We start from the raw sequence: 13,302 nt of genomic DNA, 5'->3' as shown, positions 1-13,302 counted from the left end.
TCCTGACCGCGCCGATGACGCTTGAGCTGCTTTATACGGTGGCGCAGATCTTTGCCGTGATTGTGCCGCTGCTGATTGCGGTTGCCTACCTGACCCTGGCCGAGCGCCGTGTCATCGGGCTGATGCAGTTGCGCAAGGGGCCGAACGTGGTCGGGCCTTTTGGTCTGCTCCAGCCCTTTGCCGATGCGCTCAAGCTTCTTTCCAAAGAGACGATCCTGCCTTCCGGCGCGTCCAAGGTTGTCTTTGTGGCAGCCCCGATGCTCACCTTTATCCTGTCGCTGGTTGCCTGGGCCGTGATCCCCTTTGGTGAAGGGCTCGTGATTGCCGATGTCAATGTCGGCATTCTCTACCTTTTTGCGATATCATCGCTTGGCGTATATGGCGTGATCATGGCAGGGTGGTCGAGCAATTCAAAATATCCCTTCCTCGGGGCCATGCGGTCAGCGGCACAGATGATTTCTTATGAGGTTTCTCTCGGGCTGGTGATCATCACCGTGATCATGGCCTCCGGGTCACTTAACCTTACGGATATCGTCGAAGCCCAGCGTGATCTCTGGTTCTTCATCCCGCTTTTCCCGATGTTCGTGATCTTTTTCATCTCGACGCTGGCGGAAACCAACCGCGCACCATTTGACCTGCCCGAAGGCGAGTCCGAACTGGTGGCGGGATATTTCGTCGAATACTCATCGATGTCGTTTGCGTTGTTCTTCCTTGGTGAATACGCCAATATGATCCTGATGTCGGGAATGACGACGACGCTTTTCCTCGGTGGCTGGCTGCCGCCTTTGGATATTGCCCCGTTGAACTGGATACCCGGGCCGATATGGTTTGCGCTCAAGGTTGCGCTCGTTCTGTTTGTCTTTTTATGGGTGCGGGCAACCACGCCGCGCTATCGCTATGATCAGCTGATGCGACTGGGCTGGAAAGTGTTTCTGCCCTTCACCCTGCTTTTCGTGGCCATCTGCGGCGGTTTCATGCTGGCCTTTGATATGCTGCCGGCATCGGTTTAGGGAGAAGATCATGCACGCTCTTATCAATGCCGCCCGATCTTTTCTGCTTCTGGAAATCGTGAAGGGGCTTGCGCTTACGCTCAAATATTTCTTCAAGCCCAAGGTGACGATCAACTATCCCTATGAAAAGGGAAGTCTGTCGCCGCGATTCCGTGGTGAACATGCTCTCAGGCGCTATCCCAATGGGGAGGAACGCTGCATCGCCTGCAAATTATGTGAGGCGATCTGTCCCGCCCAGGCCATTACGATCGAAGCGGAGCCAAGAGAAGATGGCAGCCGCCGGACAACCCGATACGATATCGACATGACCAAATGCATCTATTGCGGGTTCTGCCAGGAAGCCTGCCCTGTTGATGCCATTGTCGAGGGCCCGAATTTTGAATTCGCCACCGAAACAAGGGAAGAGCTTTACTACGACAAGGAAAAGCTTCTTGCCAATGGTGACCGTTGGGAAGTCGAGATTGCCCGCAATCTAGCTGCAGACGCCAGGTATCGGTAAGGGGTGGAATGATGATTACAAGCTTGTTCTTCTATCTTTTTGCCGCCATGACCGTTGCATCCGGTTTCATGGTCATCACGGCACGAAACCCGGTTCACGCGGTACTGTTTCTGATCCTTTCGTTCTTTAACGCGGCCGGATTGTTCATCCTGATGGGGGCGGAATTCCTCGCCATGCTGCTGGTGGTTGTCTATGTCGGTGCGGTGGCGGTGCTTTTCCTTTTCGTGGTGATGATGCTTGATATCAATTTCGCCGACATGCGAGAAGGGTTCCGGCGTCACCTGCCGCTCGGTATAATTATCGGATTGATCCTGCTGATTGAACTTGTGCTCATTTTTGCGGTTCCGGAAACGGCGATCATGGTTGCGGACAGTGTGTCTTCGCGCAGCAATACAGCCCAGATCGGTGATGTGCTCTATACCGATTATATTTTCCTGTTCCAGCTCGCCGGGATCATCCTTCTTGTGGCCATGATCGGGGCCATTACCCTGACCATGCGTCATCGTGAAGGTGTCAAGCGGCAGTCCATTGCCCGGCAGAATGCCCGCCGCCGGGAGGAGACGGTGGAGATTGTCTCCGTTGAAAGCCATGTTGCGCCGCAGGAAATTGCCGCAGAAGTCAACGCTGACCAGAAGGTGCTTCGCTGATGGGTACGATTACGCTTTTCCACTATCTGACCGTGGCTGCTATTCTGTTTACGCTGGGCGCGGTTGGGATTTTTCTCAATCGCAAGAACGTCATCACCATTCTGATGTGCGTTGAGCTCATGCTCCTTGCCGTCAATATCAATCTGGTGGCGTTTTCCACCCATAACGGTGACCTGACAGGCCAGATCTTCGCTATGCTGATCCTGACGGTTGCCGCCGCCGAAGCTGCCATCGGTCTGGCCATTCTTGTTGTGTACTTCCGGAACCGCGGCAGCATCGCGGTGGAAGATATCAATATGATGAAGGGATAGGCGATCATGATTACGGCGATTGTCTTTCTGCCGCTGCTCGGTGCCATCGGTGCGGGTATTTTTTCGCTTCTTAAAAACGATACGGGCGGATATGCCGTGACGATCACGGCGATGCTTGCGTCGATGATATTGGGATGGATTGCCTTTCTGGGCCATATATCATCCGGCACGGACAGCACCGTCGTCTTGGCAAACTGGATGTCCTCAGGCGGATTTCATGTTGATTGGGCCCTGCGCTACGATGCGCTGACGGCCGTGATGGTAATTGTTGTTACCACCGTCTCGACCATGGTTCATATTTATTCGGTTGGCTATATGTCGCACGACAACGCCAAGCCGCGTTTCATGGCCTATCTCAGCCTCTTTACCTTTGCCATGCTGATGCTGGTGACGGCGGACAACCTTGTCCAGATGTTCTTTGGCTGGGAAGGGGTGGGGGTTGCCTCCTATCTGCTGATCGGTTTCTGGTATCATCGGCCCTCCGCGCATGAGGCGGCGATGAAGGCTTTTGTCGTCAACAGGGTTGGAGATTTTGGCTTTGCGCTTGGTATTTTCGGGGTCTATGCCCTGGCAGGCTCGGTAGAGCTGGATGTGATTTTTGGCTTTGCTCCTGCACTTGCCAATGTGACCATGCCGTTCCTTTTCTGGGAGTTGCCCGCGCTTGAAGTCGTCGGGATGCTGCTCTTTATCGGAGCCATGGGGAAATCTGCCCAGCTCGGGCTTCATACCTGGCTTCCCGACGCGATGGAAGGCCCGACACCTGTCTCGGCGCTCATTCACGCAGCAACGATGGTGACCGCGGGCGTCTTTATGGTCTGCCGCCTGTCGCCAATGCTTGAATATGCCCCGTTCACGCTGGATTTCATCACCGTGGTGGGGGCGCTCACGGCAATCTTTGCTGCTACCATCGGCTTCACCCAGTTCGATATCAAGCGGGTTATCGCCTATTCGACCTGCTCCCAGCTTGGATACATGTTTTTTGCCGCCGGTGTTTCGGCCTATCCTGCGGCCATGTTCCACCTGACAACACATGCGTTTTTCAAGGCGCTTTTGTTTCTCGGGGCGGGATCGGTCATTCACGCGCTGTCCGATGAACAGGACATGCGCCGGATGGGCGGGGTCTGGCGGAAAATACCCGTCACCTATGTGATGATGTGGATTGGATCACTTGCTCTGGCCGGATTCCCGTTCTTTGCCGGCTACTATTCCAAGGACATGATCCTTGAGGCGGCCTGGGGCCAGCATGCATCGACCGGCCAGTTTGCCTATATTCTGGGTATCCTGGCGGCGTTTCTGACGGCTTTCTATTCATGGCGTCTTCTGTTCATGACCTTCCACGGCAAGCCGCGGGCATCGGCAGAAGTGATGAGCCATGTGCATGAAAGCCCGGCGGTGATGACGCTGCCGCTATTTGTTCTGGCGATCGGTGCTATTTTCTCCGGCTTCCTTTTCTATGATCTGTTTGTCGGGCATCACTGGAAGGAATTCTGGGGCAATTCCATTTTCATTCTGGCTGAACATCAGGCTATGGAAGCGGCGCATCACGTCCCGTCGATCATCAAGCTGATGCCGCTTATTGTCGGTATTGGCGGTGTCGCTCTTGCCTTTGTGATGTATATCGCCATGCCGTCCTTGCCTGCACGCATGGCTGAACTGTTCCGGCCCCTCCATCAGCTTTTCTTCCATAAATGGTATGTTGATGAGATTTATGATGCTCTTTTTGTCCGGCCGGCGGTGCGGTTTGGTCGCTTCCTCTGGATGCGCGGCGATCTGCGGACCATCGACGCCTTTGGTCCCGATGGTGTTAGCGGGATGGTGGCCCGGCTTTCGGCGGTAACCAGCCGTTTCCAGACAGGGTACGTTTTTCATTACGCATTCGCGATGCTGATCGGGGTTGTTGCCCTGATCCTCTGGTATGCGCGAGCATTTGGGGGCTGAGATGGATACGAGCTGGCCAATTCTTACGGTTCTGACCTTCCTGCCTCTTTTTGGCGTGGTATTCCTGCTGCTCACCCGGGGGGATGATGAAACCGTCATGCGGAACTCCCGGAATGTTGCGCTGTGGGTTTCGGGCTTCACCTTCCTTGTGTCCCTGTTCGCGCTCATGCAGTTTGACCCGTCAATTGTCGGCTACCAGCTGGAAGACCGCGGTGAGTGGCTTCTTGAGGACGGGATCAGCTATCATATGGGGGTTGATGGGATATCCATGCCCTTTGTCGTGCTGACAACGTTTCTGACGCCGCTTGCCATTCTCGCATCCTTCAAGGCAATCACCCATCGGGTGCGCGAATACATGATCGGCTTTCTGGCGCTGGAAACGCTCATGATCGGGACTTTCTGCGCCCTTGATGTGGTGATGTTCTACCTCTTCTTTGAAGCGGTGCTGATCCCGATGTTCCTGATCATCGGGATCTGGGGCGGCAAGCGGCGGGTTTACGCCTCGTTCAAGTTCTTCCTCTATACGCTGGCCGGGTCGGTGCTGATGCTCGTTGCCATCCTTTTCATGGCAGATCAGGCTGGCACGACGGATATTCCGGCCCTGCAGAAATTCGCCTTTGATCCAGATGTGCAGTTCTGGCTGTTTCTGGCGTTCTTTGCTTCATTTGCCGTCAAAGTGCCGATGTGGCCGGTCCATACCTGGCTGCCTGATGCCCATGTCGAGGCACCGACCGCAGGATCGATGATACTTGCCGGTATTCTGCTGAAGATGGGGGGGTATGGGTTTCTGCGTTTCTCTCTGCCGATGTTCCCGGATGCATCGCTCTATTTTGCCCCGATGATCTTTGCGCTCTCCGTGGTTGCGGTGATTTACACGTCTCTGGTGGCCCTGGCCCAGAGCGATATGAAGAAGATGATCGCCTATTCCTCCGTGGCGCATATGGGTTTTGTCACCGTCGGGATTTTCACCATGACCGAGCAAGGCGTGGCTGGCGCCATGTTCCAGATGATCAGCCATGGCCTTGTCTCCGCGGCGCTTTTCTTTGCGGTTGGAGTTGTCTATGACCGCCTGCATACACGAGAGATAGATGCCTATGGCGGGGTTGCCGACAGCATGCCCCGATATGCCGTGTTTTTCATGCTGATGATGCTTGCCTCGGTCGGCCTTCCCGGCACAAGCGGCTTCATCGGTGAGTTTCTGGTTCTGGTCGGGGCCTGGCAGACAAGCAGTTTCCTCGCATTCCTGACGGCAACAGGCCTTGTTCTTGGTGCAACCTATATGCTCTGGCTTTACCGCCGGGTGGTGTTTGGCCGCGCCGAAAAAGAAGAGGTTATCAGCATGAGCCCTCTTGAAAGACGTGAAATCATCATCTTCCTTCCGCTGGCTGTTCTTGTCTTGTGGTATGGCGTATTTCCGGGCTCACTTCTCGATCTGATGCAGCCATCCATTCTGGCCGTGATTGACCAGGTCAATCTCCACGCTGATGCCTCTCTCCTCCCAGGGGGTAAATAATGTCGATGATCACGTATTTTCCTGCGATTGCTGAAATATTTCTTGCTCTCATAGCCATAATTCTGGTGCTGGTCGCGGCATTCGGCGGAGATGAGGGCCGGGTCTCCCAGATCATGCGCAGGCTCGGGCTGGTGACGCTTGTTGCGACAGGTATCCTCGTGCTGTCCTATGGCCGGGAATCTTCATTGGCGTTTGGCGGGCTTTTTCTCACGACACCTTTTGCGGTCTTCATGAAAATGATTGTGCTGGTCGGCGCGGGCATCGTGTTGCTGCTCGCCAAGCCAAGCCTGAAAGCGGATAATATCAACAAGCCCGAATTCACGATGCTGGTCCTCATGTCGGTGCTGGGCATGATGGTGCTGATATCTTCCAATGATTTGATGGTTCTTTATATGGGCATTGAATTGCAGTCCCTGCCGCTCTATGTCATCGCGGCGATGCAGCGGGATTCGCTTCGCTCGTCTGAGGCGGGGCTGAAATATTTTCTGCTGGGCGCCCTGTCTTCAGGGCTTCTGCTCTACGGCATATCGCTCATCTACGGTTTCACCGGGGCAACGAATTACGCGGAAATATCGCAGTCGCTTTCCGGTTCAGTCTCATCGGGGGCGGTGATCGGGATTATCTTCGTCATTTCCGGGATGGCGTTCAAGATCTCGGCGGCTCCCTTCCATATGTGGACACCGGACGTGTATGAAGGCTCCCCGACCATTGTCACGGCCTTTTTTGCGATCGTCCCCAAAGTTGCGGCCATGGCCCTGTTCCTGCGGATAACTTACGGGATGCTCGCGCCCGTGCCCGGGGTATGGCAGCAGGTGGTGGCAGTCATCGCGGTTCTTTCAATGGTCGTCGGGGCGCTGGCCGCGATCATGCAGACCGATCTGAAACGGCTGATGGCCTATTCGTCGATTGCGCATATGGGTTATGCCCTCGTCGGATTGTCGGCGGCGACAACCGGCGCGGTGAGCGCGGTGATGATCTATATGCTCATCTATGTGATTTCATCGATCGGGGTATTCGCCATCATCCTGAACCTGACAAGGGAAGGTGAAGCCGTCCACCGGATCAGCGATCTCAAGGGGTATTCACGTTCGCATCCCCTGCACGCGGCCTGTCTTCTTGTCTTCATGTTTTCGATGGCAGGGATACCGCCTCTTGGCGGATTTTTCGGCAAATGGTTCACCTTTATGGCCGCTGTAAATGCTGGCCTGATCCCGCTTGCGGTGATAGGTGTTCTGTCGTCGGTTGTCGGCGCGTTTTACTACATTCGGATCGTCAAGGTCATGTATATCGATGAGGTTGATATCGTGCTTGATCCATCAGCGAGAAGAGCGAATACGATCATCATGGGCCTGTCAGCCCTGATCCTGGCCCTGTTCGTTTTCGGTCTGAGCCCGTTGCGGGAGGCAGTCATTGCGACCGTCCCGCATATCATCCTCATCGCAGGTTGATGTGCTGAAAGAACTAGTCATTTCCTACCACGATCAGGTGACCAGCACCTCTGATCTTGCCCGTCAGGCGGTCAAGGAAGGCAGCCTTGCGGGAACGGCGTTTCGTGCAGGTCTCCAGACAAAGGGGAGAGGGCGTCATGGCCGCCACTGGGAATCGCCCGAAGGCAATCTCTATGTGTCCATTATCCTCTATCCCGCCGTACCCGAGGTGCGCTGGCCGGAGATATCGCTTGTCACTGGATTGGCGCTCCTTGATGCGATCCGCTCGCTGAAAAAGGATGCCGGGATTACCTTGAAATGGCCCAATGATGTGCTGGTAGACGGGCTGAAATGTGCCGGTATCCTTCTTGAACGTGAGGGCGATGCCATCATTGTCGGATGCGGCGTCAATCTTGATGCCGAGCCGATTGAAACATCTGGCTGGGCGCCGGGCTCGCTCAACAGGAATTCAACGACGGAACCGATCACGCCTGAAATCCTGATGAAGACGTTTGAGCAAACGCTCATCCGCCGCTATAACACCTGGGAAGGTGAGGGGTTTGAGCAGCACCGGCGTGACTGGACCCGCGCGGCGGCTCATATCGGGGCCATGCTGGCCGTTGATCTGGGGCAGGGAAAGGTTTTGCACGGTATTTTTGAGTCTCTCGGAGAAGACGGCGCGTTGATGCTCTGCTCCGGAGATGGAACAACGCATCGTATTCAGGCTGGTGATGTGATCAGCGCCCGGCTGGAAGAGGATCAGCATGCTTCTTGTCATTGATTGCGGAAACACCAATACGGTCTTTGGTATTTACGACGAAAACCGCAAGCTTCAGCATTGGCGGATGACCACCGTTCCAAGCCAGACCTCCGATGATATGGCGGTGTGGCTGTCGCATCATCTGCAGCGTGCCGGCCTCGGGATTGAACGCATAAGCGGGGTGGTTGTATCAAGTGTGGTGCCGCAACTGCTGCCGGCATTCCGCCATCTTGCCAAGGATCACCTTGGTCTTGAGGCTTTTGTGATCAGTGCCGATAACCCGGACCATGGTGTCAAGGTCCGCATCCCCAATCCGGCGCAGGCCGGGGCTGACCGTATCGCCAATACCGCCGGGGCAAGGGCCTATGGCCTGCCGGCGATGGTGATAGATTTCGGGACTGCGACAACCTTTGATCTCATCGATGCCGATGGCGCCTATATCGGCGGGGCAATCGCGCCGGGGGTCAATCTTTCGATTAATGCGCTTTATGAAGCCGCGGCAAGACTGCCGCTCATCGATCCATCCACCTGGACACCGGAAATGCCATCCCTCGGCACCACAACGGTCGATGCGATGAATTCGGGGCTCTATTTTGGGTATGTCAGCCTTGTTGAAGGCATGATAACCCGGCTCAAGGCCGCCTTTGGTGGTGAGATGATCGTGATTGCCACGGGAGGGCTTGCTAATATATTCAGTATTTCCATTGAGGGGGTTGATCATCATGATCCGGACCTTACTCTCAATGGCATGGTTGCGATCTATAGCAGCATCAGGGAAAAGGAATGACAGCGACTCAGCCGTGGCAGCATGATGATCTATTGTTTGTGCCATTAGGTGGCTCTGGTGAGATCGGCATGAACGCCAATCTCTTTCACTACGACGATCAGTGGCTGATGGTTGATCTAGGGATCAGTTTTCCCGATGATACCATGCCGGGGATTGATGTGGTGCTGCCGGACCTCTCCTTTATCGAGGCACGGCGCGACAAACTCGCCGGCCTCGTCATCACCCATGGGCATGAAGATCATCTTGGCGCAATTCCCTATCTCTGGGAGCGGCTGAAATGCCCCATCTATGGCACGCCGTTCACCCTTGCGCTTGTTCGCGGCAAGCTCAGTGAAAGATTGCCGGACGCCCGGGTCAAGCTCATTTCCCTGCCGTTCAACACACCGGTTCCTGTGGGAAGCTTTGATGTTGAGATGATATCTCTCACCCATTCCATACCTGATCCGGCGGGGCTTGTTCTCCGCGCCGGGGGCAAGACCATTTTTCATACCGGTGACTGGAAATTCGATAATGATCCATTACTGGGCCCGACCTCGGACAAGGATGCGTTGAAGAAACTTGGCGACAGCGGCGTTGATATCCTTATCGGCGACAGTACCAACGCCATGGTGGAAGGCAGAACCGGCAGCGAAGCTGATGCAAGAGAGGGGCTTCTTGAAACCATCAGCGGGCTAAAGGGGCGGGTGGCGGTCACCTGCTTTGCGTCCAACGTGGCCAGGGTCGATTCGCTCGTGCGTGCCGCGCGTGAAACCGGACGCAGCCCGATGCTGGTGGGGCGGGCCCTGCACCGGATTTCGGAAGCTGCCAGATCCTGCGGCTACCTTTCTGACTGGCCTGATTTTGTCCCCGAAGATGATTTTGATCTCATCCCCAAGGAAAACCTGCTGATGATCTGCACCGGCTCGCAGGGTGAGCCGAGATCGGCACTTTCCCGGATTGCATCGGGCAGCCATCACATGGTTCGTCTTGAAAAGGGTGATACGGTGCTTTTTTCTTCCCGTGAGATACCAGGCAATGAGCCTGCTATTTCACGCGTTCAGGATAATCTGATCCGCCGCGGGGTGCAGGTGATCACGGCAGATGATGCACCGATCCATGTTTCCGGCCACCCGGGACGCGAAGACATGGCGGAGATGTACCAGATGATAAGGCCTCGGGTTGCGATCCCGGTGCACGGGACCGCGCGCCATCTCAACGCCCATGCGGCGCTGGCGCAGTCTTGCCAGGTTGGCAAGACGATCATTCCCGATAATGGTGATGTCATCGCGCTTGACGGCGACCAGAGCCGGGTGATCAGCAAGGCTGATACAGGGCTTCTGACCTATGAAGCCGGCGAAGTCATCGGGCTGGACAGTTCGACCTTGCGTGACCGCCGCCGGATGTTGTGGAACGGAAATGTCTCGGCGTCGATCGTGTTGAGCCTGACAGGCGAGTTGTGCCTCGCACCCAGCATCACCCAGAACGGGCTTAACGACGGGTTTCGCGCCGATGATTATATCGCCGAAGGATCGCTTCGTGTCGAAGATGCATTGCTGGCCATGAGCAACAGGGACCGCCTTGATGATGACGTGGTAACAGACCGTGTTTCGCAAGCCTTGCGCGGTCTCGCCAAAACGATGTTTCAACGTCGCCCCGCCGTCCAGGTTCATGTGATGCGCGTGGATGCGCCAGGCGTTCTGACGGGGGAATGAATGATAGGAAGACTTAACCATATCGCGCTGGTCGTTCCGGATCTTGAAGCGGCGGCAACGCATTGGAAAGAGGCCTTGGGAGCAAAGGTATCTCTTCCCCAGGCGTTGCCCGAACATGGCGTGACCGTTGTCTTTGTCGATACAGGAAACAGCAAGATCGAACTGCTTGAGCCCATCGGTGATGACAGCCCCATCGCCCGATATCTTGAACGCAATGCCGATGGCGGCATGCATCATCTGTGCTTTGAGGTGGATGATATCCTTGCCGCCCGTGACCGGCTGATCTCTCAAGGGGCGCGGGTCCTTGGTTCGGGGGAGCCCGCGATTGGCGCCCATGGCAAGCCGGTACTGTTTCTTCACCCCAAGGATTTCAACGGTACCCTGATTGAACTGGAACAGGCGTAATGGATACGGTTTCGGGAATAGTTGTGTATATCCTGCTCTGGTGGTGGGTCTTCTTCATGACCTTGCCATTCGGGGTGAGACAACCGGATGAGGTTGAAAAAGGACACGCCTCCGGTGCCCCCGCCAGGCCTGGACTGTGGATCAAGGCGGCAATTACCAGCATTCTGGCGTTACTTCTCTGGTTCGGGGTGGATGCGGTGATTGCAAGCGGGATATTTTCGTTCCGGGATATGGTGAACAATTAGAGCCAAAAGAAAATGACGGGGCAAAACCCCGCCATTTTGTACAATTTTTTTTAATTGTACCGAAATTGTCCTCCCCAACCTCGGTTTAATAAAAACCTATGACACTTTATGGGCGTTGTCACCAAAAAAAACTTTTTGAGGGAAGTTTTTGAAAGAAAATTTCCTTTTGCAGATAAAATTTAAAACATGCGGCAATATGGAGTGTTGAGATAGATCAGGTTGAAGACTATAACATCTTGATATAAAACTACGATCCAGCGCATCCTGAACTTTTTATGGACCGAATATGACAGTTGAAATCTATATGGCGTCAGATCATGCCGGGTATGGGCTGAGGACTCATCTTGCGGATTTTCTGCGTGAATCTGGTCATATTGTCCATGATCTCGGCCCGGAATCGAGCGACCGCGTGGATTATCCGGATTATGGCGCGAGACTTGCTGAGGCCATGAAGCCTGTTTCTGATGCAAAAGGTATTCTTGTATGCGGGAGCGGAATAGGGATTTCCATTGCGGCGAATCGCTTCCCATGGATTCGAGCTGCACTCTGCCATGATATAACGACAGCCAAACTGGCACGGCAACATAATGATGCCAACGTGATCGCGCTGGGGGAACGCGTGATCGGCATCACAACCGCAACAGATATTGTTCATGCCTTTCTTGAAACCGGTTTTGAAGGTGGCAGGCACGAAGCCCGCGTGAACAAGCTGAGCCAATTGAAGCCGTGATCGGCTTCTTCACTTCTCCAAGGAAAGGTCAAGACAGATGAACGAAATGAAATCCTTTTTCTCAACGCATCTCATGGATAGTGATGCCGAACTTTACTCGGCCCTTGATAAGGAACTGACACGTCAGCGTGACGGGATTGAACTGATCGCATCGGAAAACATTGTCTCCAGGGCTGTCCTTGAAGCGCAAGGCTCCGTCTTCACCAACAAATACGCCGAAGGTTACCCCGGGCGGCGCTATTACGGCGGCTGTGAGTTTGTCGATATTGCCGAACAGCTGGCGATTGATCGCGCCAAAAAACTTTTTAACTGCGCCTGGGTCAATGTTCAGCCGCATTCAGGTGCCCAGGCCAATCAGGGGGTGTTCCTGTCGCTCTTGAAGCCGGGGGATACGATTCTCGGCATGTCTCTTGCGGCCGGCGGTCACCTCACCCATGGCGCTGCGCCAAACCTTTCCGGCAAGTGGTTTAACGCGGTTCAGTACGGGGTCCGGCGTGACGATGCCCGCATTGACTTTGAAGAAGTTCAGCGGCTGGCCGATGAACATAAGCCCAAGATGATCATTGCCGGTGGTTCAGCCTATCCGCGGGTGCTTGATTTTGCAAAATTCCGGGAGATTGCTGATCGTTGCGGGGCGTATCTCTTGGTTGATATGGCCCATATTTCGGGTCTTGTTGCGGTCGGCGCGCATCCCAGCCCGATCGATCATGCCCATGTGGTGACGACAACGACGCATAAAACCCTGCGCTGCGGGCGTGGCGGCATGATCATGAGCAACGATGAAGAGATCGGCAAGAAGATCAATGCGGGGATGTTCCCGGGTCTTCAGGGTGGTCCGTTGATGCACGCGATCGCCGGCAAGGCCGCTGGCCTCGGCGAAGCGCTGAAGCCTGAATTCAAAACCTATATCGACAATGTGGTCACCAACGCCAAGGTGCTGGCGGAAACACTTGTTGAATGCGGTTTCGATATTGTCTCCGGCGGCACGGACAATCATATCGTGCTGGTGGACCTGCGGCCGAAGGGGTTGACCGGGAATATCTCTGAAGTCTCCCTTGAACGTGCCGATATCACCTGCAACAAGAACGGGGTGCCGTTTGATCCGGAAAAACCGATGGTGACATCGGGGATACGTCTTGGCACGCCGGCGGCGACAACCCGCGGCTTTGGTACAGCAGAGTTCCGCCAGGTCGGCCTGCTGATCGGTGAGGTGCTGGATGGTCTGGCTTCCAACCGCAACGACAACAGCCCGGTTGAAAAGGCGGTGGCGGAAAAAGTACATAAATTGTGTCAATCCTTCCCAATCTACTAGATTTAGTGTAAAAAGGGGCAGATTTAA

14 protein-coding genes are annotated in these 13,302 nt (G+C 54.9%); all 14 read left to right on the top strand.

Translation table 11 applies throughout. From position 1 onward, the window contains the following. Positions 1-14 precede the first annotated feature (14 nt). The 14 genes from nuoH to glyA all read left to right on the top strand — a co-directional run bounded on the left by nuoH (position 15) and on the right by glyA (position 13,275). Complete coding sequence (gene nuoH, locus AB8880_06475; GenBank protein ID XDZ67036.1) at positions 15-1,010, top strand: NADH-quinone oxidoreductase subunit NuoH; 996 nt, start codon at positions 15-17, stop codon at positions 1,008-1,010. Positions 1,011-1,020: 10 nt separating this feature from the next. Further along, positions 1,021-1,509, top strand: a complete 489-nt coding sequence (nuoI, locus tag AB8880_06470; protein XDZ64580.1) for an NADH-quinone oxidoreductase subunit NuoI — start codon at positions 1,021-1,023, stop codon at positions 1,507-1,509. Between the two features lie 8 nt (positions 1,510-1,517). Then, positions 1,518-2,156, top strand: coding sequence for an NADH-quinone oxidoreductase subunit J (locus tag AB8880_06465; protein XDZ64579.1), 639 nt, complete (start codon positions 1,518-1,520; stop codon positions 2,154-2,156). Next, positions 2,156-2,467 (top strand): NADH-quinone oxidoreductase subunit NuoK, encoded by a 312-nt coding sequence (gene nuoK / locus AB8880_06460; GenBank protein XDZ64578.1) that lies wholly within the window; start codon positions 2,156-2,158, stop codon positions 2,465-2,467. Before AB8880_06465 ends, nuoK begins: the two co-directional genes overlap by 1 nt. Positions 2,468-2,473: 6 nt before the next feature. Then, the gene (gene nuoL / locus AB8880_06455) at positions 2,474-4,405 is read left to right on the top strand and encodes an NADH-quinone oxidoreductase subunit L (GenBank protein XDZ64577.1); all 1,932 of its coding nucleotides are present in this window, start codon (positions 2,474-2,476) and stop codon (positions 4,403-4,405) included. Between the two features lies 1 nt (position 4,406). Next, positions 4,407-5,918 carry an NADH-quinone oxidoreductase subunit M gene (locus AB8880_06450; protein XDZ64576.1) on the top strand — a complete coding sequence of 504 codons (1,512 nt, stop codon included), beginning with the start codon at positions 4,407-4,409 and terminating at the stop codon, positions 5,916-5,918. Beyond that, a complete protein-coding gene (gene nuoN / locus AB8880_06445; protein ID XDZ64575.1) occupies positions 5,918-7,366 on the top strand; it encodes an NADH-quinone oxidoreductase subunit NuoN in 1,449 nt (482 codons plus the stop codon). The genes AB8880_06450 and nuoN overlap by 1 nt, the downstream gene beginning before the upstream one ends. Next, positions 7,329-8,126: a biotin--[acetyl-CoA-carboxylase] ligase gene (locus AB8880_06440; protein XDZ64574.1), complete on the top strand. Its 798-nt coding sequence runs from the start codon at positions 7,329-7,331 to the stop codon at positions 8,124-8,126. The genes nuoN and AB8880_06440 overlap by 38 nt, the downstream gene beginning before the upstream one ends. Then, positions 8,110-8,892, top strand: a complete 783-nt coding sequence (locus AB8880_06435; GenBank protein XDZ64573.1) for a type III pantothenate kinase — start codon at positions 8,110-8,112, stop codon at positions 8,890-8,892. Before AB8880_06440 ends, AB8880_06435 begins: the two co-directional genes overlap by 17 nt. Beyond that, the gene (locus AB8880_06430; GenBank protein ID XDZ64572.1) at positions 8,889-10,583 is read left to right on the top strand and encodes a ribonuclease J; all 1,695 of its coding nucleotides are present in this window, start codon (positions 8,889-8,891) and stop codon (positions 10,581-10,583) included. Before AB8880_06435 ends, AB8880_06430 begins: the two co-directional genes overlap by 4 nt. Further along, positions 10,584-10,988: a methylmalonyl-CoA epimerase gene (gene mce / locus AB8880_06425; GenBank protein XDZ64571.1), complete on the top strand. Its 405-nt coding sequence runs from the start codon at positions 10,584-10,586 to the stop codon at positions 10,986-10,988. It abuts the gene before it with no gap. Then, on the top strand, positions 10,988-11,233 hold the full coding sequence (locus tag AB8880_06420) for a DUF1467 family protein (GenBank protein XDZ64570.1): 246 nt from the start codon (positions 10,988-10,990) through the stop codon (positions 11,231-11,233). Before mce ends, AB8880_06420 begins: the two co-directional genes overlap by 1 nt. Before the next feature lie 286 nt (positions 11,234-11,519). Then, positions 11,520-11,963: a ribose 5-phosphate isomerase B gene (gene rpiB, locus AB8880_06415; protein ID XDZ64569.1), complete on the top strand. Its 444-nt coding sequence runs from the start codon at positions 11,520-11,522 to the stop codon at positions 11,961-11,963. A 37-nt stretch (positions 11,964-12,000) separates the two neighbouring features. After that, positions 12,001-13,275 carry a serine hydroxymethyltransferase gene (glyA, locus tag AB8880_06410; protein XDZ64568.1) on the top strand — a complete coding sequence of 425 codons (1,275 nt, stop codon included), beginning with the start codon at positions 12,001-12,003 and terminating at the stop codon, positions 13,273-13,275. Positions 13,276-13,302 lie beyond the last annotated feature (27 nt).

This window comes from Alphaproteobacteria bacterium LSUCC0684, from assembly GCA_041228335.1.
Lineage (GTDB): Bacteria > Pseudomonadota > Alphaproteobacteria > Puniceispirillales > UBA1172.
The sequence above is the reverse complement of the archived record's forward strand: the minus strand, read 5'-3'. Positions and strand labels throughout refer to the sequence as shown.